Source organism: Cohnella mopanensis, assembly GCF_022352055.1.
GTDB lineage: Bacteria > Bacillota > Bacilli > Paenibacillales > Paenibacillaceae > Cohnella > Cohnella mopanensis.
In genome coordinates this window covers 524,794-545,648 of record NZ_JAKRWM010000002.1, presented here as the reverse complement: position 1 = coordinate 545,648, position 20,855 = coordinate 524,794, and the positions used below count along the sequence as shown (strand labels likewise).

Here is a 20,855-nt window from a genome sequence, read left to right as displayed (position 1 = left end):
CAGCCCCTCTACTGCAGGCTGGTCTTTGCTTTATTCCGCTTATTCATCATCGTATAAATAATCGTCCGATCCGCCTTCGAAAAACTCGAATTCGAATTTACCGATTCGAATGATGTTGCCATCTTTAGCTCCGCGTTTACGCAACGCTTCATCGATGCCGACTCCCCGCAATATGCGCCCGAACCGCATAATCGCTTCGTAGGAGTTAAATTGGGTACGCCTCATCAATCTTTCGATCGCTTCGCTCTCGATTACGTACACTTCGTTATCCCTCGTAATCGTGAACTCCATATCGCCTTGGGATTCATAACGGTATACGATACCCTCTTCAGCTTTCGCCAGCTTCTCGATCTCTTCGATCTCCGAAGGCTCCGGCAGAGATTCAAGCAAATCCGCTACCCGGTAGAGCAGTTCCTTCACGCCTTGTTTCGTTAAGGAAGAGATTGGCATGATCACGACGTCCGGCATCGTTTCGCTTGCTTTCTTGCGGAATTCGTTTAGGTTCTCTTCCGATTCCGGCATGTCCATTTTGTTGGCGGCAACGATCTGCGGGCGATCCGCCAGCTTGATATTATACAGCCTTAGCTCATCATTGATCTTAACCCAATCCTCATAAGGATCGCGGCCTTCCATACCGGACATGTCCACGACGTGCACGATAATCCGGGTGCGTTCGACGTGTCTCAAAAACTCATGTCCTAAGCCGACTCCCGTATGCGCGCCCTCGATCAGCCCCGGTAAATCAGCCATTACGAAGCTGCGCTCATCGCCCAAGTCTACTACGCCTAAATTAGGCGTAATCGTTGTAAAGTGGTAAGCGCCGATCTTCGGCTGCGCCGCGGATACGACCGATAGCAAGGTAGATTTACCTACGCTTGGGAATCCGACCAAGCCTACGTCGGCCATGACCTTAAGTTCCAGCGTTACCCAGCGGGCTTGTCCTTCTTCCCCGTTCTCGGCGATAGCCGGAGCGGTATTCACCGAGCTCTTAAAGCGGATATTCCCTCTACCGCCGCGACCGCCCTTGGCGATAATGACCTGCTGGTCATGACGCGTCAGATCGGCAACGATCTCGCCCGTGTCATCATCCACGACGATCGTGCCGGGAGGTACGCGAACGATCATATGATCCGCGTTGGCGCCGTGCTGAGACTTGTTGCGCCCTTTCTCGCCTTTATCCGCTTTGAAATGCTTCTGATAACGGAAATCCATAAGCGTACGCAAGCCTTCGTCCACGCGGAAAATAACGTTGCCTCCATTACCTCCGTCCCCGCCTGCGGGTCCGCCCTCGGGCACGTACAATTCCCTACGGAACGAAACGAGTCCATCCCCGCCGTCTCCGCCTTTAACATAAATCTTCGCTTTGTCTACAAACATGTTGAAATCACTCCGTTATGCCGTCAGAGGGAAATGGATGACCATTGTCCTTGCTATTTCGCTTTGCTCCGTCGGCTCTTCTCCATCATCTAATTGTCCGATTCCTTCCAAACACTTCTTAATCTCTGCGGACACGCTATCGGCAGCGGCAAGTTCGCCTTGATAAGCCATCACGATCTTAAGCGCGCCTTCAGACTGTGACAAGACGAGTTTAAGGACGTTCTCCCCACTAAGCGGATTAACCGCGCGGAATCGAATGACATTCACCAGACCTGTTATCGTCCTAGAAAGCATATCTGCTCGATAGGGCAAGCGCTCCAGCTGAAGTCCGTCCTGAATTTCAAGATCTAGCCGCATCGTATCGCATACCGTGCGGAAGGATAATAGGAACGTGGCCAATTCAGGTATTCCGATCTGCGACACCCTGCTGTCTTGCTCCATCCGCCCTCTTATTCTATCCACAACGTCCACTGCTCTTTCGAGCTTATTGAGCCTCAAATATCCATACAAAATTTGCAGCTCATTCATCCAGTCGTGCCGATGATGGCTTAAAGTTCGAATGGCCGACACTTGCGAATGCGTAAGCAAGCGATCGCATTGCTCCCGGTGCTTCAGCCGTTGCAAGGCAACAATAATAGCGCATACCGCGAATGTCCATAGGACGAATACGATTAATGGCCACCACGATGGATGCCAGATGATGACCGCCGCGGCAGGCACAGTCAGCGATAACAAAGATGCAAGTCCCCACAGTGTCGTTTTTCTAAACAGCATGTGACTTCCCCGTTTCGTTATTCCTTTCCATCAAGAGCCTGGAAACTGTCCACCCCTACAGTATAGCATGGAGAGATCAGCTTAACCACGATGGCCGCATAGATGCGCCGTTCATGCAAAAACCCCGACCAACTTGCATTGGCCGGGGTTCTGGATGCCATATTAAACTTCGAGAGCAGCAGCTACAGGAGCTTGCGCTACTGGGTAGACGCTAACTTTCTTGCGATCGCGTCCCCAACGTTCGAACTTAACAACGCCTGGTACTAAAGCGAAGAGCGTATCGTCTTTGCCGATGCCTACGTTGCTGCCCGGATGAATCTTAGTTCCGCGTTGGCGAAACAAGATGCTTCCTGCAGTTACGACTTGACCGTCAGCTCTCTTAGCGCCAAGACGCTTGGAGTGGCTGTCCCGTCCGTTCCTAGTCGATCCGACCCCTTTTTTCGAGGCGAATAACTGAAGATCTAACTTCAACATGGTGTCAACCTCCTTTTTCCGCAAAGGTTTCTTTTATTTTCACGTACTTGCCGTATGATTCCACAATGGATTCAAGAGCGACGATCATCCCTTCCAGCAAAAGCTGGACTTGATCATTCCGCTGGGGATCCGTGCTATGCGGGGTTTCCGCCTTGAGCAGTCCGGATTCGGAAATGGCCCGAGGCTCGAGCCCCGTTAATTTCTCGATCGCGTTAACCGCTCCTATCGTTACAGCCGATACGCCGGCGCAGACGATGTCTTTGCCTGGATCGTTGTAAAAAGCATGCCCCGATACGGTAAACCGTATAATAGCCTTCTCAACATTGCGCACGATCGTTATCGTGATCATCTCGGCGACCTCGCTTATGCCTTAATGTTCTCGATCGTCACTTTCGTGTACGGTTGACGATGGCCTTGCTTACGTTTGTAGTTTTTCTTAGGCTTGTACTTGAAAACGATGACTTTTTCGCCTTTCACGTGTTGCTCGACTTTGCCCGTTACGGACGCGCCTGCTACGATCGGGGATCCTGTAGTCAATCCGTCTTTGTTGGACACTGCCAACACGCGGTCAAACGTGATGCTGTCGCCTACGTTAGCAGAAAGCTTTTCAATGAAAAGCACATCGCCCGCTTGAACTTTGTACTGTTTACCGCCAGTTTCAATAATCGCGTACATCTGGTGCACCTCCTCATGTCTAAGACTCGCCTCATAGGGTGTCGGTTGCGCATAGCCTTGCAGCTGCGGCATTCCGAGCTTATCGACCCGGTGGAGTGCGGTTGTAGCCTGCAAAATCTTCAGATTGCACGCACTATGGGATTATAGCATACCGTTCCAAAGAAAATCAACATATTATTATCGGATATAGATTTTTCCTCTTCCTTTGCAAGAAGCGCACGTCTCGTAGAAGAAATTCATCGCGTTTTCCCGTGCCTTTTTACGAGTCATCTCCATAAGCCCAAGCTTAGTCCACCCGACGACTTGGCATTTCGTGCGGTCCCGCTTAATTCTCATCTCTAATTGCTGCACGATCTGATGGCGATGCTCTTCGGTTTCCATATCGATAAAGTCGATGATGATAATGCCTCCGACGTCGCGAAGCCGAAGCAGCCGGGCGACTTCGTCCGCAGCTTCCTTATTCGTCTGAAATACGGTTTCTTCCAAATCTATAGAACCCGTATACTTCCCGGTGTTCACGTCGATCACCGTTAAGGCTTCCGTCTGCTCCCATACGAGGTAACCGCCGCTAGGCAGCCAAATCCTGGGTTGAAAGGCGATGTCCAATTGCTCCTTGATGCCGTATTTATCGAATAATGGCTTAGCCTCTTCATAAAGTTGAACTTTTCCTTCGAGCGCCGGAGCCGTTTGCCTTAGATACGCTTTGGCTTCTTGTAGGCTCATCCTGTCATCGATGATTAATTGCTCCGTATCCGGAGTAATCACGTCCCTGACCATCCGTTCAACAAGCCCCGAATCCCGATGCAGCTCCGCTGGCGCACTTGCTTCCTTGCTGCGTTCGACGATGTTCTGCCAAGCCCCGCGCAAGCTTTCGAGATCCTCGGCGAGAGACTCCTGGCTTTCCCCTTCGGCATTCGTACGGAGGATGACTCCTTCTCCATCGGTGCGCATCGCTTCGGCCAGACTCCTTAGACGGACACGTTCGGTTTCGAGTTCGATCTTCTTCGAAATCCCTATGTAGTCCGCATCCGGCATATAGACAAGCCATCTTCCGGGAATGGAGTAATGCGTCGTGACACGAGCGCCTTTCCCTCCGAGCGGCTCCTTCATAATCTGCACGAGCAGTTCATCGCCCGGCTTCATCAGCTCGTTGATGGCGGGCTTCACCTTCGGCTGCTTTTCCAAATGCGGGTGAAGGGCATCGTCCACGTATAGAAAAGCATTTTTAGATAAACCGATATCAACGAAAGCAGCCTGCATGCCGGGAAGAACGTTGACGACTCGCCCCTTGTAGAGATTGCCGATAAGCGAAGCGCCTTCCATCCGTTCCACGCTGAACTCCGTAAGTTTTCCGTCTTCCAATAGTGCGGACTGAGTAACATTTTGCGAGCAATGGATAAACAGTTGCTTCATGCAAACCTCCCATTGGTGCTCTTTTCTCCATTTTACATGAAAAACTTCATATCCGCATTCCCTGATGTCAAATGGCCTAGAAAACCGTCGATAATGGCTTTCTCTGGAACGACCTTCGCGACCTTCCCGCGTTTCATCACATAAATAAGATGATATTGCTCTTTCATGAACAGTTTAATGATCGAGGTCAGCGGACGATTCTCGGCGATGACGATCGGTTGGGATAGCTTGCCCCGATCGATATGTTTTTCAGCCCTTTCGGACCTGTGGACGAGAAAACGGAGAAAGACAAATGGAACATTGCGAAAATATATCCAGTTGGAAGCGCACAAGAATAAGCCAACCGCTAACAAGTTCAGTTGCAGCAAGCCGCCATTCACGAGCGGATACAGCGACGCGACGACGATCAAGCCGCTGAACGCCAAGCTGATCTTCGCGCTCCACATTAAAGTACGATGAAACGGGACTTGGAGAGAGATCCAAGCTTGCAATATTCTCCCTCCGTCTAAAGGAAGAACCGGCAATAAATTAAAAAGGCCGATCAGCACGTTAGCACGCACGAAATCGTCCGCCCATCCCCTATCGATCCACCCGATGTGACCTAGAGAATAACCAATTGCGGCAAGAATCACGTTCTGAACCGGTCCGGCGATCGCCACCCACACTTCTTCCCTCACGGGCAACGTTCCCGCATCCTCTACTTCTACGACTCCTCCGAAGGGAAGCAGCTTTACCTCCCTCACCGTCCATCCGAAGCGCAGCGCCGCAACGAGATGTCCGAATTCATGCCACAGAACGATTACGAATAGCGTCACGAGCTCCGCAAACTGGCCTGTCGCGATCGAGGCAATCATAACAAGCACGAATAACGGATGAAGACGGAATTGAATTCCTCGCCATTTAATCAATGGAAACCACTTCCGCAGGATTTAACGCTTTCCCTTGCTGTTGGACGGCAAAGTAAAGAACTCCCTCGGCTTGACTGTCTCCGGAAGATTTAAGCCGACCGACCTGTTGCCCCGTCTTTACCCAATCGTTCGGTTTGACCGAAGCGTGTTCCAAGCCCCCGTATACGGAAAGAATATGATTCTGATGCTGAACGATAATCGTGACGCCGCCATCTTGATTAGGGGATACCTGTTGTACTCTCCCCGTATATATGGCGTATACTTCGCTGCCGCCGGCCGCCGCGAATCTGACTCCCGCTCCATTCTGAGCGTAGCTCTGCACGACTCTTCCAACGATAGGAACGACGGTTTCAGTCGGATTTAACCTTGCAGACACTTCTTGCGTGTCGGGCTGATTGCGGTTAAACGAAAAAAAAGACGGAGAGCCCCCGAATGTATTGCCGTACCAGGCTTCGACAGCATCGAAGTCCATATCCCGGGTTACTGAAGTGACCATCCAGGCGCGAGCCTCCGCGCTACCCGGCAACTCCAGCTTAAACCATCCCCAGGTTCCGGCTAACACGAGTAGCGCGAGCACGATCCGTAAAGATAAGCCTCGCAAGAACGGGGTCAACACTAAATTTCCCCTGGAAGGACTTGCATGGGATGACGAGGATGGAGAAATTCCTTTTAGTCCTTGCCAGTCTGCAGCTTGTCCGGATTTCAACCGCTTCTCCCTTTCCTTCCACCACAACTCCGGGTCGGATTCAGCCGTATCACCCGGCCTAACAAAGGCTTGTTTGCCGACGAAAGGAGGGGGATTTCCCGTCTCCGAAGATAGATTCGATTCGTTGAGAGGCAATTCGGCTATCGAAGGGGATGGACTCGTATTCCTTGGAATTGCCTGCTCCCCTACCGTTTGCTCCTCTTGATCCGACCTCTCCAACGCATGCCGCCCGATAAGCTGCTCGATACGCTCCCGTCTGCGTTCACGAACGTTATTCCGTATTTGCATGGCAAGCCCTCCTTGTCCGCTCTCTCTTATAACCTTATGGCGGACAAGCGCCAATTAGACCTTGTCGGCGTTCGAACCCTCCAACTGCCAAGCGGTCAAGAATCCTCGAAACGAGAATGATTAAGCAATAACAAAAACAGCGGCGTTAGGGATAACCGCATCCCTTACGCCGCTGTTCTTATCCTTTGATTAATTTTCCACTTGGTACTTGTCTTGGTGTGCCCGAATGCTGAACACTAGCCCGATGCACATCATGTTCAACAACAACGAAGTGCCTCCGTAGCTAATGAACGGAAGGGTAATTCCGGTAATCGGCATGATACCGATCATCATTCCGATATTTTGGAAAATCTGGAACACCATCATCGTCGCGATCCCTATAATGATAAACGAGCCTCGCAAGTCATAACACTGATAAGCAATTAATATCATCCTATAAATAAATAGGAAATAGAGTAAAAGCAGAACCGCCGCTCCTTGGAAGCCGAACTCCTCTCCGATGACGACGAAAATGGAATCCGAGTACGTGTAAGGAATGAATTTGCGGTTTTTGGATTCCCCTTGCAAATACCCATCTCCGGAAAGCCCGCCCGATCCGATAGCGATTTGCGCATATCTCGATTGCTGGCTAGCATCTTTCGACGCTTCCTCCGGATGAATGTACGTATTTATCCGTTCATACCAGTGGCCAAGCTTTTTGGATTCCAAATAACTTTGAATTTCGGAATTGTACGAAGTAAACAAAGTTACGAATAGCAACGTCCCGCCTACGACCACAATGAGTCCGATCGTAACGTAGGAGTACCTGACATTGCCGATCCAAAGCATGCCTAACACGATAAAAACATAGATCATGGCGTTACCTAAATCCGGCTGCATCATGACCAATAGGAAAGGTACGAAAGCGACAGCCGCTACGACCATGACGTCAGTGCGCATCCTGAGCGAATCGCCTTGTCGTCTACCCATTATCGCCGCGACGGCTATAATCAGGAACAATTTCATGACCTCTGCAGGCTGGAAAGACACATCGCCGAATTCAAACCAGCTTTGCGCGCCGTTCTTCTTCTGTACGAATACAAAAATAAGCATTAACAGAACGATCCCAAGCCCATACCACACATACCAAGTTTTGAGGATAAGCCGGTAGTCCACCAGAGTCGCCAAAATAATGACACCGAACCCGATTCCATAGAAAACGAGAGTTTTCAAGTCATGGTTTGCATACGACGGGTTATTGTAAGTTGCGCTCCGAACCAAGAGGGTGCTGATTCCCATGAACATCAAGAGAATCGTTAGCATCATCCAATCCATTTTCTTTAATCGGTTTAACAAGTCCGATCATCCCATTCCCAAAAACTTCTTTACTTTGCGGAACATGCCCGACTTCTCTTCCAGTTGGGTTAAAGGTACCGTCTCGCCCAAGATGCGTCTAGCAATGTTGCGATAAGCGATCGCCGCTCGCGAATTCACGTTCATAACCGTCGGCTCTCCGGAATTCGCCGCTTTGATCACATACTCGTCATCCGGAACGATTCCGATCAAATCGATGGCAAGCACCTGACAAATATCTTCGATCTCCAGCATATCCCCGCTCTTCATCATGTTCGGGCGAATCCGGTTAATGATGAGCTTAGGAGACGGGAAGTTGCTTTTCTCGAGCAGCCCGATTACCCGGTCGGCGTCCCTGACTGCGGCATTCTCAGGCGTAGTCACGACGATGGCTTGGGACGCGCCTGCTATCGCGTTGCGAAAGCCTTGCTCGATTCCGGCAGGACAATCGATAATAATATAGTCGAAATCCGGTTTCAAGCTTTCGATAATCTGACGTACTTGATCCGGCGAAATGTCATTCTTGTCTTTCGTCTGGGCAGCAGGGAGCATGTAAAGCTCATCGAACCGTTTATCCTTGATCAAAGCCTGGTTAACCCGGCAGCGGCCTTCGGCCACGTCGATCAAATCGTAAATAATTCGATTCTCAAGCCCCATGACGACATCGAGATTTCTTAACCCGATATCGGTATCCACCATGCATACCTTTTTCCCCATAATCGCCAATGCCGTGCCTAGATTGGCTGACGTCGTCGTTTTGCCGACTCCGCCTTTGCCCGAGGTGACAACGATCGCTTCTCCCATCTAACTACACTCCTCTGAACAGCATGACTTCTTTGCGTTGACGGCTTAGGCTCGTCATTTTGTCAATGGCCATCGTACCTTCGCGTAGGAACGCATATTCCATCCATGGCTCCGCGGATGTCCACTCATCCGGCGGTCGGCTAATGATTTCCGCAATCCTGAGTTGGGTCGGCTTCATGAGAGAAGCCGCTATGATAGCCTCTACATCTCCGTCTTTGCCAGCGTGTACGGTTCCCCTTAAAGCTCCTAACACGTACACGTCCCCGCTGCATCTAATCGTTCCTCCTGGATTGACATCCCCTAGAAGAAGCAAATGTCCCTCGAATTCGACCGTCTGCCCGGATCTGATAATGCCGGTCATCGTATGCAACGTCGGCGCGAGCTTCAAATTCGGATCCACGACCGGAGGATCGCTTTCAATGGACTGGATCAACAAATTTCCTTGCTTGCGGAGAATGGAACGGATACGTTCCTTGTCCTCCTCCTCCAATTGCCTAGATCCAAGCTTTATGAAAATATGGACGATCGGTCCGGTAAATTGCTGAACATGCTTATCTAACTTCGAATTCAACTCATCCAATAGAAGGGTGAAATCGCATTTGTCGTCCAATAGAAAGACTAGGCCTTCCTTCGTTCCTTTGATTGTAATGTATATTTTGCCAGTCACGTTGTCCGCTCCTCCCTACGGTAATTGAAATTCTGCTTTGAGAAGCGGAATTCCTGCCTGTCAGGCTTAAACGATGCTTAATCCGGGGAATCCTCTCCCGAAGAGAGCGAAGGTTTAACCAGGAAGCGACGAACTGGAACGTACATGAGCAGCGCAATCATCAACTGAAGAAGCGAAGTCGGAGCGATCTGCCAATAGAAAATGAAGTCGTACTGAAGGTCGGTGATCCGAAACAATCTGTAAATGGAATAAACGATCGAATCTAGCATCACTCCAAGCACGATGACAACCCAGGCAAAAAAGCCGAGCGTGAAGCTTTTGCGTTCCGCAATGAGCCCTGCCAAATAACCGATCAAACCCATTCCGAAGCCATAAGGACCGATCATATAACCGTAAGAGAGCATGTCCTGGAGCAAACCGAAACCAAGGCCGAACAGAAACCCGATATGGCGTCCCGCGTAACCCGCGACGAACAATGTCAGGATCAGGTTCAAATGCGGTAGCAGCCTTTCGCTCCATTCCGGGGGCACAACCCAAGGCACGATGGCATTCTCTACGATAAGAAGCACTATACCGCACAGAATCACCCAGTTGATTCGCATGTTCACGGCTCTTCCACCTCTGGCACGACGACGACGAATACTTCTCGCAGATGATTATACTTGGCCGCAGGCTCGATTATGGCTGTGTAAGTGAGCCCAAAATCACCAACCTGACTGTTCTTGACCTTACCGATAATGATGCCTTTAGGAAATAAGCTCCCTAAACCGGAAGTAATGACTTGGTCTCCGTCCGCGGGTTTGTCATGCTCATCGATCTTGGTCATTTGAAGGGATTGGGTTTCTTCATCGTATTCAATGATTCCGAATGATTCCGGTTTTCCTAGGAAGGTTGCGGATACTGGAGTACCCTTGGAAGAATTGGGATCAAGGCTCGTAATTAAAGTCACCGTGGAAGTGAAATTTTTGACCTTGCTGACCAAACCTACTAGGCCATCGACTGTTCTCACGGCCATCTCGGGCTTGATTCCGTCCCGGCTGCCGAGATTTATCGTAATCGTTTTTTCATAGGGATTGGATGTGCTGCCTATGACCTGAGCAATCAGATAGCGGTAATTATCCATGTTCATCTGTTGTTCAGTAAAATGTAACGCCGTTTGCAACCGCTTATTATCCGCTTCCAGTAAATTGAATTTGACCTGGTCTTGCGTATATTGGGCTACCGTCTGGCGTAATTGTTCGTTCTCCTCATATACATCGGAAAGCCGGCCGAGGTCACGGAAGAAATCCGCGACCGCTCCGACCGGCCGATACAAAGCACCTTGCGCTGTACCAAAGGCATCATTGAGAAATTTCTCCGGCCAGGTCAAGCGCGTTCGGCCCATCGTAAACCCCATGAGAGCGATAAAGACGATAAGCCCGATCATGAGGATAAACAATCGCTTGTTGCGCATTAATCGAAAGATCCCGCCCACCTGCTTTCCCGTCCTGATCTTAACCTCTCTGCATCATAATAATATTAGCGTCCAGATCGGGAAGCCCCGCCTTTGGACTTGAAGAGATGAATGTTCTCGAGAGCTCTGCCCGTACCGATCGCTACGCAATCCAATGGATTCTCCGCGACCAAGACTGGCATTCCGGTCTCGCGCGCTAGCAACTTATCCAGATTGCGAAGCAAAGCTCCGCCCCCCGTTAATACGATACCGCGATCCATAATATCCGCAGACAGCTCCGGAGGACATTTCTCCAACGTCACTTTTACGGCATCGATGATCGAATTAACGGTATCCGACAGCGCTTCTGTAATCTCATCCGAAGTAATGGCCAACGTCTTAGGAAGTCCTGTTACGAGATCGCGACCGCGGATTTCGATGGATTCTACTTTATCGAGCGGCATTGCCGAACCGATTTCCATCTTCAGCGTTTCGGAAGTTCTTTCGCCGATCATGAGATTATAAAGGCGCTTAATGTAGGCGATGATCGCATCGTCCATCTCATCTCCGGCAATTCTTATGGATTTGCTAGTTACAATCCCGCCAAGGGAAATAACCGCCACTTCCGTCGTACCGCCTCCGATATCGACGACCATACTGCCCATCGGTTCCCATACCGGTAAATCCGCGCCGATTGCGGCTGCGAACGGTTCTTCAATAATATAAGCCTCGCGAGCTCCTGCTTGTTTCGTCGCGTCTTCTACCGCACGCTTCTCGACGGCCGTAATGCCGGATGGCACGCAGACCATAACATTCGGATGACGCGGGAAAAGCGACCGCGGCTTCTGGGCACGGCGAATAAAGTATTTGATCATCGTTGCCGTCGTCTCGAAATCCGCGATAACCCCGTCCTTCATTGGACGAATGGCAACGATATTCCCAGGCGTGCGACCGATCATTTTTTTGGCATCCGAGCCGACCGCCTCGATTTTCTTTGTATCTGTACGCAGAGCGACCACCGACGGTTCTCTGACAACGATTCCTTTGCCTTTGATGTACACTAACGTATTTGCAGTTCCAAGATCGATTCCTAAATCTCTCGTAAATCCTCCAACCATTCTGCTACCTCCTGCTTTGACCGCGACTGCTATGTTGACGCTTCTCTAGATGCGTTTCAGTCGTCGGGACAATCCTTTATATTATATTACAAGCAACCCATCTCCTTCAAACTTATAAAGCGATTGTCACCGATTACCAAATGATCGAGAAGCTCAATCCCGATCAGTTGCCCGGCATCCCTTAATCGCTTCGTGAGCTGAATATCCTCTGCGCTCGGAGCAGGATCACCGCTTGGGTGATTGTGAGCGCAAAGGATAGAAGCACTGCTTCGTCTGATGGCCGCTTTGAACACTTCTCTCGGATGGACGATTGAAGCGTTCAGACTTCCGATGGATAACGTCTGACGGCCGATAACTTGATTTTTGGTGTTGAGAAATAAACATACGAAATGTTCTTCCCGATAATGCCTAAGCTCTTCCATCAGCAGGTCGGCCGCATCCTGCGGACAAGTGATCTTCACCATCTCGGGCAGCCTGGAGCGTGCCACCCTTCTCCCCAGTTCAAGAGAGGCTTGAAGCTGTAACGCTTTCGCCGGTCCAATCCCGTGAATATGCGTCAGCTCTTCCCAATTCTGTTCTGCTAGCTTTCTTAGTCCTCCGCATTCGTTAAGAATACGTTGAGCCAGATGAATGGCAGACTCGTTGGAAGTGCCTGTCCGGATCAATATCGCCAGCAATTCCGCATGGCTTAACGCCTCTGCGCCGTATCGTTGCATGCGTTCCCGCGGTCGTTCTTCAGAAGGAATCTCGCGCAGGCGGAAGGATCGTTGTTCCACAGCGTAAACCTACCTTTGAATGCCGCGTCGGCCGCGGAAGTGGCTTCGTCGTTCAAGGCAAGGTAATATCGAACTGCTCCAGCAAGACGGCTAAGAGAGAGACCGGCAAGCCGACTACATTGAAATAATCGCCTTCGATAGACTCGATCAGCAGGGATCCGATCTCTTGAATTCCATATGCTCCGGCTTTATCCATAGGTTCACCCGTCGCTACGTATCTGGCGATCTGATCCGTGGATAACTTCCTCATCGTTACTTTCGTCACGCGATGGGAAGTAACCGCCTTCTCATCGGATACCCGAATGCACGATACGCCGGTGAATACCTCGTGGGTTTGTCCGGAAAGCTGCTCGAGCATATGCCCGGCATCTTGCTCGTTAGTAGGTTTTCCCATCACTTTACCGTTCAACACAACAATCGTATCGCTACCCACGATAATAGACGATTCATCCGACGAATCGGTTAATTTTTCTTTTACGGCTAAAGCTTTGCGTAGGGCGAGACCTTCTACGATCTCTACGGGGGACCACTGATCCGGAGTCTCTTCTGACACCTCGCTTGGCAATATTCGCACCGGAAGCCCCAGCAATGATATCAATTCTTGCCTGCGTGGAGAAGCGGAAGCAAGAACAAGTTTCGAGAGATGCGGCGTAACGGGCTGCATGTAGTCACTATTCCTTTCGAATTACATTTTGCGGTAAAGCCATATCGCTAAGATTGCGCCTATCACGCTTAACAAGCTGAAGTTAAAACTTAAATTCAAACTATACTTGATCACCGACAAATCCGCAGCTGGGGACCAGCTTACCTGGATCGCACGAGTTAAAAAGGTGAGGCCTGGAACCTCCCGAAGCCAGATGGCAACCAACGCTCCGGCCAGTATTCCTAAGAAAATAAACAGCAGCAAAATCCATCCGTTTTTCTTCATGATTGTCCGTCTCCCACCATTTTTTGACACCCGTCTACTCATTATACGTTCCTCGGACAAGTCACACAACGTATAAAACAAAGACAGCCCCAAGGTTGCAGGCCGCCCCGTTCTAAAGTCCCGATATCGGTTTACGATCCGCTTCCCCCGTCGATTTCCGGTTGAATAAGAGATCGCATATGACGGTCAGCGAGCAAAGCTTGCATTACAGATGATTGGACGCTCCACAGATGAGAACGCGAAGGCTTCCGATTAAATTCCGTCATCGAAACCATCGCGGCATTTAAAGCCTGTACGATGGTTTTCGCGTCCTCTATCTCTTTGCTATTTATTTTATCCGCGGCGGAAATCGTCGCCAGCCACTGCTGGTGCGCTTCTTGCAAGGATGCCAGATCCACGTCGCCCAATTTCGTTGGCAGCTTCTCTTGCAGGCCGGTCGCCGAGATTTGCGCCAGCTTGCGCGTTAATCCTGCGCTTGCCTTCATGAATTCGACGCCTGCGTCAGAGAGTTCGGATGCGGGAACCTCCAACTGTTCTCCGCCTATGGGCTTAATATAAATCTCGGTATCCGGCATTTGCTCGGCAAGCTGCTTCGCCTCATCCCGCGTTCTTGCCGCCCCGACGTAAACCCGATAGCCTTCGCTTGCTTCGGATGCGTAAACGAGACCCTTTTCCTGTAACTGTTGGACTGCCGTCTCCATGCTTTTCTTATTCTGAAACACGCCGTATTGAAGCATGTAATAAACATCGGCCTTGACCTGCGAAGCTGAAGATGTTGTTACGGAAGTTCCAACTTTCTCATCGCCCCCCGCCACGGAATCGGACGAAACGGGTTCGTGTTGAGTTACAGGTCCGCTTGTAGATGACGTCAATGGGCTAGGCGAGGCTTGTACGGGAAATTGCGCAGCCGTTCCGGATTTACCGGGAAACAGCGGTTCCCCCGTAAATAAGCTAAGCACCATATAACCGAACAGGGCTCCCGTGCCAACTGCCGCAGCTACGGAAAGGAATACCCGCCCCCATGACGGTCCCGGTCCCTCCTCACGAACGTTGGCCGCGCGATTATACCATCCCGCTTCCCGATGTTCTTCCTGGTCGTACTCCGGCATTTCCAATGTCCAGCGTTCTGCCGGTAACTCGCCACTCGTCACGTCTTTCCGGTAACGCTCGGGCAAGCGGATTAATTGATCGTCCGTGACCGGGCTTATTTGACGAACCGGACGGACGGCGGGATTTGGATTTTCTTTTACTTTCTCCGTTTTTCGTATAATCTCTTCCAGAGCATGTATATCGTCTTGATAAGGACTATTCCACGTCGTAAGAATTTGCTCGACCGTAGGCTCGATCAGAGGCTCGATCGTAAGCTCATCCTTCTGAAGATAAGGCTTGGCTTTAAGATCGACGGGTAAAAAAGTCGGCTTCGTCTGATCTTGCGGCTTAACCGGCGGTTCGAATCGGATCGTCATCCTTGCTTTTGATGGCATGCTGCGTCTCCCCTTGTCCCTCAATCTAGTAATTAGAATATGAGAGAAGAGAGAGAATTATGATCGTTGTAGGGAGGGTTCTAAAAGAAACAACCTCCGACGTTACGCCGAAGGTTGTTTCGTCCATTATTTTACCCGCGTTCGCGCAAAATACGAGAAAGCTCATCCGCCGCTTTCCAGATGTCCCCTGCCCCCATCGTCAGAACAAGATCTCCTGGCGCAATACGTTCTGCTAGCTGATCTCTTACTTCTTCTTTGGTCGGAACGTAGCTGACGTTGGAATTGCTATTCTGAGCGATCAATTCCACTAGCTTGCGGGAATTGATCCCTTCGATTCTTTGTTCTCCAGCCGGAGAGTAGATGTCGGTAATGATCACTTCGTCCGCTTCCGCGAACGCTCTGCTAAAGGCATCCAGCAAGAAGAATGTCCTTGTATAGCGCTGAGGCTGGAATACCGCGATGATCCGTTTGCCCGTCGCTTTCGCCGCTTGAATGGTCGCCTGTATTTCCGTTGGATGATGGGCATAATCGTCTATGACGAGCATGTCCTTCACTTCTCCAAGCACTTGAAACCGACGTTTAGCACCGCGAAACTCGCGGATCGCTTCCGCGATCGAGTCGAATTCCGCTCCAGCTTCGAGGCAAACGATTAGAGTAGCTAACGCATTATACACGTTATGCTTACCCGGCACCGACAATGTCACGCTGCCGAGAACAGCGCCATGATGGCTTACCGTGAACGTGGCGCAACGGTCTCCAAGCTGGATATCGGTCGCACGGTACTCCGCGTCTGCGGATTCCATACCGTAAGTGATGATCCTTTGTCCGCTCACTTGAGGCAACAATTCCCGAACGTTCTCGTCATCCGCGCATACGACGGCGCAGCCTTCCGGCTTAATATTCCTCAGGAACGAAACATAAGCTTCTTTCAGCTTATTGAAGTCCCCTTCGTAATTTTCCAGATGATCGGCTTCGATGTTCGTTACGACGCCAACGGCGGATTCATACTGCAAGAACGACCCGTCGCTCTCGTCGGCTTCGGCTACGACGAATTGGCTTTTGCCTGCTTTCGCGTTCGTGCCGACGTTCACGATTTCCCCGCCAATAATATAAGTAGGGTCTAACCCGCATATCTCCATGACAAGAGCGATCATGGAAGATGTCGTCGTTTTGCCGTGCGCTCCCGCAACGGCGATTCCCATACGGGAATTAAGAAGACGAGCCAACATCTGAGCCCGATGCAGAATCGGAATGTTTAACTGCTCTGCTTCTTGACGCTCTACGTTGTCTTTGGACAACGCCGTAGAATAAACAACCAGATCAGCACCCCGGACATGCTCCGGTTCATGACCTATATAGATTTGTGCTCCTTTGGCCGCCAGCTTGTCGGTCAATTCCTGGCGTACCACATCGGAACCGGACACTTGATAACCCATCTCCAGCATTACCCGGGCGATGGCGCTCATTCCATATCCTCCGATACCGATAAAATGCACGTGTTCAGCGGTCCGCAACAACGCTTCACCAGCCTTTTTCAGATTTCGTTCCATGAAGCACCCACGATCTAACATCGGCAATCAAATACAAAGTGCCGGTAATCACATTTAGTGGATGCTCGGCTTGGGACGATGATGAAGCTTCTTGCAGAAGCTCCAGAGCACGGCGCCAATCCGGTTCCACGATCACATTCCGCGGCCGTCCGAGCTCCGAACGCAGCCGATTAGCTATGGCCGCGAGCTCGTCGGCATTCATTTTTTTATGAAAATCCGGTTCCGTAATCACAAGCGTATCCACCATTGGTAGTATATGCCGCAGGGAATGCTCATGATTCTTATTCGGCATCATTGCCATCATCACATTTAATTGATCGAACTTATAGATCTCCCGAAGAGCATCGCTGAGCGCTTCCATGCCTTCAGGATTGTGTGCGCCGTCAATAAGTATCCTCGGATTGTGCGAAACCATCTCCAGCCTGCCCGGCCATGCCGTATTCCGAAGTGCAACGGCCAAGTCTTCGTCGTCTACGATCAAAGCGTAATACTGCCGAAGTACTTCCAAGGCCATTAGCGCCGTAGCGGCGTTCGTGACCTGATGTGCTCCGTTCATCGTCACCGTTAACGATTGTAAAGCACGGAACGGACCTTGAAAAGAAAACTTTTGCTCATTTTCCGCCAAGGCTAACGTTTCATATGAAAATTGGTCTCCCAGCAGGTACAAAGTTGCTTGACGCGCTTTGGCAGTATTCCTGACGATCTCAATCGCTTCCGGCTGCGAAACGGCGGAGACGACCGGAACTCCCGACTTGATAATGCCTGCTTTTTCTCGAGTAATATCGGCTATGGTTGGCCCAAGAACGTCCATATGATCATGACCGACGTTCGTAATGACGCTTACGATTGGCGTTACGACGTTCGTCACGTCCAACCGTCCGCCCAAGCCGGTTTCCCATACGACAAAATCCGGATAAACGACCGTTCCGTAGTAGAGCAGCGCCAGCGCGGTCGTCACCTCGAACATGGTCGGGGAACCCCACTCGCTCTGCGCCATGTCCTCTACGACGGGCTTCAGTAAATTAGCAAGCCTCACTAAATCTTCGTCTTCAATATCTTGCCCATTATATTGGAGCCTATTGGAATAGGAGGTGAGATAAGGGGACGTGAAGGTCCCCACATCATATCCGCTCTGCCTTAGCACGCTCGTTAAATAAGCGCAAACCGAGCCTTTGCCGTTCGTCCCCGCAACATGGATAAACTTCAATCTCCGCTCGGGATGATTGAAGCTTTCCATTAGCTGCGCGATTCGTTCAAGTCCAGGCCGGATACCGAAAGAAGTGAGGCCCGTAATCCAGGCCATCGCCTCTTCCGCGGTTTGAAAACCTACCGACGGGGAGATGTCGTTCTTGTTCATTCCGCTCATCTCCTCCATCACCCTTGCAGCTCGGCAATTCTGGCTAACACTTTATCTCGTTTATCTTTGTAATCTTGGCCTTTGGCACGTTCTTGCTCCACGACGTGTGCTGGAGCTTTGGCAATATAGCCTTCGTTGGATAACTTCTTCTCCACGCGATCGACTTCCGCATTCAACGTGTCGACTTCCTTCGTCAATCGCGCAATCTCTTGCGAGATGTCGATGAGGCCCGCTAACGGGAAGAAGAGCTCCGCTCCCGTGATAATAGCCGTCATGGCCTTGTCGGGAGGCGTCAATGCGCGGTCGAGCGTATAAGACGACGTGTTGCAGAAGCGCTGGACGTAAATTTCGTTCCGGAGGAAAATGCCTTCTTCCGCTTCTCCCGTCGGTTTAAGCAATAGCTCGATTTTCTTGCCCGGCGATACGTTCACTTCCGCGCGAACGTTACGTACTGCGCGGATGGCTTCCATCAAGAGCTCCATTTCCTTAAGCGAATTCGCTGCCTCGAAGTCGGCGCGATACTCCGGCCATGAAGACAACATGATCGTCTCTCCAGGTTCGTGAGGCAAATGCTGCCAGATTTCTTCGGAGAGATACGGCATGAACGGGTGCAGCAAACGCAATGTGCGATCCAGCACGTAAGCAAGCACGGATTGCGTGCTGCGCTTAGCCGCCGGATTGTCTCCGTAAAGCGTAAGCTTCGAGAACTCGATATACCAGTCGCATAGGTCATCCCAGATGAAGTTATATAGCAACCGTCCGGTTTCCCCGAACTCGTAGCTTTCCATCAACCGGGTAATATCCCTCGCGGTCTCGTTCAAGCGATGAAGAATCCAACGGTCAGCCGTCGACAATTCGCCGCTAAGGTCGATTTGATCGTAGCTGAAGCCTTCCAGATTCATGAGGGCAAACCGGGACGCATTCCAAATCTTGTTCGCGAAATTACGCGCCTGCTCGACCTTCTCGAACCGGAAACGCAAATCCTGTCCAGGCGTACTGCCCGTGGAAATCATGAAACGCATCGCATCCGCGCCGTATTTCTCGATGACTTCAAGCGGATCGACTCCGTTGCCCAGCGATTTGGACATTTTGCGTCCTTCGGCATCGCGGACGAGCCCATGAATGAGAACGTCCTTGAACGGAATTTGTTCCGTGAATTCAAGCGCGGTGAAGATCATTCGGGCAACCCAGAAGTAAATGATGTCGTATCCGGTGACGAGTACTCCGGTCGGATAGTAATTTTTAAAGTCGTCGCTATCTTCCGGCCAGCCCAAAGTCGAGAACGGCCATAAAGCCGAACTGAACCACGTATCCAGAACGTCGTTGTCTTGTTTCCACGGGGAGTCCGGTTGATCCGCTCCTTCCGGAGCTTCTGCTCCGACGTGTATCTCCCCTGTCGTCTCGTGATGCCATGCCGGTATCCGATGGCCCCACCAGAGCTGGCGGGAAATACACCAGTCGCGAACATTCTCGATCCAGTGCAAGTATATTTTCTCAAAGCGATCCGGAACGAAATTAACGCCCTGTCCCGACTTCTGCGATTCGATCGCTTTCTCGGCTAGCGGCTTCATATTCACGAACCATTGCGTGGACAAATAAGGCTCGACAACCGCGCCTGAACGTTCGCTGTGGCCGACTTGGTGTACATGGTCCTCGATTTGGATGCAGATTCCTTGCTCTTGCATATCTTTAACGATCGCCTTGCGGCAATCCGCGCGATCCAACCCTTGGTACGGACCGGCGTGCTCGTTCATTCGTCCGCCTTCGTCCATGACCGTAATCTGAGGAAGCTCGTGTCTTGCGCCTACTTCGAAATCGTTAGGATCATGAGCCGGCGTAATTTTGACAGCTCCGCTTCCGAACTCCTTCTCGACGTACTCGTCTCCGATAATCGGAATTTCCCTGTTGACGATCGGGAGTAGGATCATGCGTCCTATCAAGTGCTTATAGCGCTCATCCTCAGGATGAACGGCGACAGCGGTATCCCCAAGCATCGTTTCCGGTCTTGTCGTCGCAACCGTAATATGGCCGCTGCCGTCCGCGAGCGGATAACGAAGATGATACAGGTGCCCGTTAACTTCTTTATATTCGACCTCAATATCCGATAGCGCTGTCCGCGCCGCAGGATCCCAGTTGATGATTCTTTTGCCGCGGTAGATAAGGCCTTTCTCGTATAACCGAACGAACACTTCGCGAACGGCCTTGGACAGCCCCTCGTCTAAAGTAAATCGCTCGCGCGAATAATCTAGGCTTAAGCCCATTTTTGACCATTGCTCGCGGATAGTACCCGCATAGTGCTCTTTCCATTCCCACACTTTCTCCAGGAACGCTTCGCGCCCCAGATCGTATCGGCTCTTGCCTTCTTCGCGGAGCTTCTGTTCTACTTTGGTCTGCGTAGCAATTCCGGCATGGTCGGTGCCCGGAAGCCATAGCGCATCGAACCCTTGCATCCGCTTGAACCGGATAAGGATATCCTGCAAAGTAAAATCAAGGGCATGGCCGATGTGCAGCATACCCGTTACGTTCGGGGGGGGAATGACAATGGTGTATTTAGGGGCGTCGGGACGACGTCCAGCTTGAAAATAACCATTGCTCAGCCAATGATCGTACCATTTGCGTTCTGCGCTTGTAGGATCATAGGTCGTCGGCATTTCGACGTTAAGGCGTTCTTGGGATTCGGACATGAGTGACACTACCTCCATAAGACGTCAATTCGGCTTTACTGAGAAATATTCCTCGTAAAGATGCTTAAAAAAACACAAAAACCTCCCGTCGCAAAGGACGAAAGGTAA

The 20,855-nt window shown here is 50.9% G+C and carries 21 protein-coding genes and 2 other annotated features (1 of these 23 running past the window's edge); all 21 genes read right to left on the bottom strand.

All coding sequences use genetic code 11. The features are described from left to right. Nucleotides 1–39: 39 nt before the first annotated feature. The gene (gene obgE, locus L3D05_RS06610) at nucleotides 40–1,377 is read right to left on the bottom strand and encodes a GTPase ObgE (protein ID WP_239615214.1); all 1,338 of its coding nucleotides are present in this window, start codon (nucleotides 1,375–1,377) and stop codon (nucleotides 40–42) included. A gap of 15 nt (nucleotides 1,378–1,392) precedes the next feature. Beyond that, nucleotides 1,393–2,151 (bottom strand): Spo0B domain-containing protein, encoded by a 759-nt coding sequence (locus L3D05_RS06605; RefSeq protein ID WP_239615213.1) that lies wholly within the window; start codon nucleotides 2,149–2,151, stop codon nucleotides 1,393–1,395. 162 nt (nucleotides 2,152–2,313) lie between these two features. Next, nucleotides 2,314–2,625 carry a 50S ribosomal protein L27 gene (gene rpmA / locus L3D05_RS06600; RefSeq protein ID WP_239615212.1) on the bottom strand — a complete coding sequence of 104 codons (312 nt, stop codon included), beginning with the start codon at nucleotides 2,623–2,625 and terminating at the stop codon, nucleotides 2,314–2,316. A gap of 4 nt (nucleotides 2,626–2,629) precedes the next feature. After that, the gene (locus L3D05_RS06595; RefSeq protein ID WP_239615211.1) at nucleotides 2,630–2,974 is read right to left on the bottom strand and encodes a ribosomal-processing cysteine protease Prp; all 345 of its coding nucleotides are present in this window, start codon (nucleotides 2,972–2,974) and stop codon (nucleotides 2,630–2,632) included. Between the two features lie 14 nt (nucleotides 2,975–2,988). Beyond that, nucleotides 2,989–3,300, bottom strand: a complete 312-nt coding sequence (gene rplU, locus L3D05_RS06590) for a 50S ribosomal protein L21 (protein WP_239615210.1) — start codon at nucleotides 3,298–3,300, stop codon at nucleotides 2,989–2,991. Between the two features lie 12 nt (nucleotides 3,301–3,312). Further along, nucleotides 3,313–3,413 (bottom strand) — a sequence feature (ribosomal protein L21 leader region). 64 nt (nucleotides 3,414–3,477) lie between these two features. Beyond that, nucleotides 3,478–4,713, bottom strand: coding sequence for an Rne/Rng family ribonuclease (locus tag L3D05_RS06585; RefSeq protein WP_239615209.1), 1,236 nt, complete (start codon nucleotides 4,711–4,713; stop codon nucleotides 3,478–3,480). A gap of 32 nt (nucleotides 4,714–4,745) precedes the next feature. Continuing rightward, the gene (locus tag L3D05_RS06580; protein ID WP_239615208.1) at nucleotides 4,746–5,621 is read right to left on the bottom strand and encodes a M50 family metallopeptidase; all 876 of its coding nucleotides are present in this window, start codon (nucleotides 5,619–5,621) and stop codon (nucleotides 4,746–4,748) included. Beyond that, a complete protein-coding gene (locus L3D05_RS06575) occupies nucleotides 5,614–6,615 on the bottom strand; it encodes a M23 family metallopeptidase (RefSeq protein WP_239615207.1) in 1,002 nt (333 codons plus the stop codon). Before L3D05_RS06575 ends, L3D05_RS06580 begins: the two co-directional genes overlap by 8 nt. A gap of 189 nt (nucleotides 6,616–6,804) precedes the next feature. Next, complete coding sequence (locus tag L3D05_RS06570) at nucleotides 6,805–7,950, bottom strand: FtsW/RodA/SpoVE family cell cycle protein (RefSeq protein WP_239615206.1); 1,146 nt, start codon at nucleotides 7,948–7,950, stop codon at nucleotides 6,805–6,807. Between the two features lie 6 nt (nucleotides 7,951–7,956). After that, a complete protein-coding gene (gene minD, locus L3D05_RS06565; protein WP_239615205.1) occupies nucleotides 7,957–8,751 on the bottom strand; it encodes a septum site-determining protein MinD in 795 nt (264 codons plus the stop codon). A 4-nt stretch (nucleotides 8,752–8,755) separates the two neighbouring features. Further along, entirely contained in the window at nucleotides 8,756–9,418 is a 663-nt protein-coding gene (locus L3D05_RS06560; protein ID WP_239615204.1) for a septum site-determining protein MinC, read from the bottom strand. A gap of 77 nt (nucleotides 9,419–9,495) precedes the next feature. Next, the gene (gene mreD / locus L3D05_RS06555) at nucleotides 9,496–10,020 is read right to left on the bottom strand and encodes a rod shape-determining protein MreD (RefSeq protein WP_239615355.1); all 525 of its coding nucleotides are present in this window, start codon (nucleotides 10,018–10,020) and stop codon (nucleotides 9,496–9,498) included. A gap of 2 nt (nucleotides 10,021–10,022) precedes the next feature. Next, nucleotides 10,023–10,871 carry a rod shape-determining protein MreC gene (mreC, locus tag L3D05_RS06550; RefSeq protein WP_239615203.1) on the bottom strand — a complete coding sequence of 283 codons (849 nt, stop codon included), beginning with the start codon at nucleotides 10,869–10,871 and terminating at the stop codon, nucleotides 10,023–10,025. Nucleotides 10,872–10,936: 65 nt separating this feature from the next. Next, nucleotides 10,937–11,968 (bottom strand): rod shape-determining protein, encoded by a 1,032-nt coding sequence (locus tag L3D05_RS06545; RefSeq protein WP_239615202.1) that lies wholly within the window; start codon nucleotides 11,966–11,968, stop codon nucleotides 10,937–10,939. Between the two features lie 86 nt (nucleotides 11,969–12,054). Continuing rightward, nucleotides 12,055–12,744, bottom strand: coding sequence for a RadC family protein (gene radC, locus L3D05_RS06540; RefSeq protein ID WP_369417952.1), 690 nt, complete (start codon nucleotides 12,742–12,744; stop codon nucleotides 12,055–12,057). A 52-nt stretch (nucleotides 12,745–12,796) separates the two neighbouring features. After that, on the bottom strand, nucleotides 12,797–13,408 hold the full coding sequence (locus L3D05_RS06535) for a Maf family protein (protein WP_239615201.1): 612 nt from the start codon (nucleotides 13,406–13,408) through the stop codon (nucleotides 12,797–12,799). Nucleotides 13,409–13,429: 21 nt separating this feature from the next. Next, nucleotides 13,430–13,672 (bottom strand): DUF4321 domain-containing protein, encoded by a 243-nt coding sequence (locus tag L3D05_RS06530; protein WP_239615200.1) that lies wholly within the window; start codon nucleotides 13,670–13,672, stop codon nucleotides 13,430–13,432. 131 nt (nucleotides 13,673–13,803) lie between these two features. Continuing rightward, on the bottom strand, nucleotides 13,804–15,156 hold the full coding sequence (locus L3D05_RS06525) for an SPOR domain-containing protein (RefSeq protein ID WP_239615199.1): 1,353 nt from the start codon (nucleotides 15,154–15,156) through the stop codon (nucleotides 13,804–13,806). Nucleotides 15,157–15,287: 131 nt separating this feature from the next. Next, entirely contained in the window at nucleotides 15,288–16,670 is a 1,383-nt protein-coding gene (gene murC / locus L3D05_RS06520) for a UDP-N-acetylmuramate--L-alanine ligase (RefSeq protein ID WP_239615353.1), read from the bottom strand. 7 nt (nucleotides 16,671–16,677) lie between these two features. Further along, nucleotides 16,678–18,072 carry a bifunctional folylpolyglutamate synthase/dihydrofolate synthase gene (locus tag L3D05_RS06515; RefSeq protein WP_239615198.1) on the bottom strand — a complete coding sequence of 465 codons (1,395 nt, stop codon included), beginning with the start codon at nucleotides 18,070–18,072 and terminating at the stop codon, nucleotides 16,678–16,680. Nucleotides 18,073–18,080: 8 nt separating this feature from the next. Continuing rightward, nucleotides 18,081–20,747: a valine--tRNA ligase gene (locus tag L3D05_RS06510; RefSeq protein ID WP_239615197.1), complete on the bottom strand. Its 2,667-nt coding sequence runs from the start codon at nucleotides 20,745–20,747 to the stop codon at nucleotides 18,081–18,083. 90 nt (nucleotides 20,748–20,837) lie between these two features. Beyond that, nucleotides 20,838–20,855 (bottom strand) — a binding site (T-box leader) (it continues 243 nt past the right edge of the window).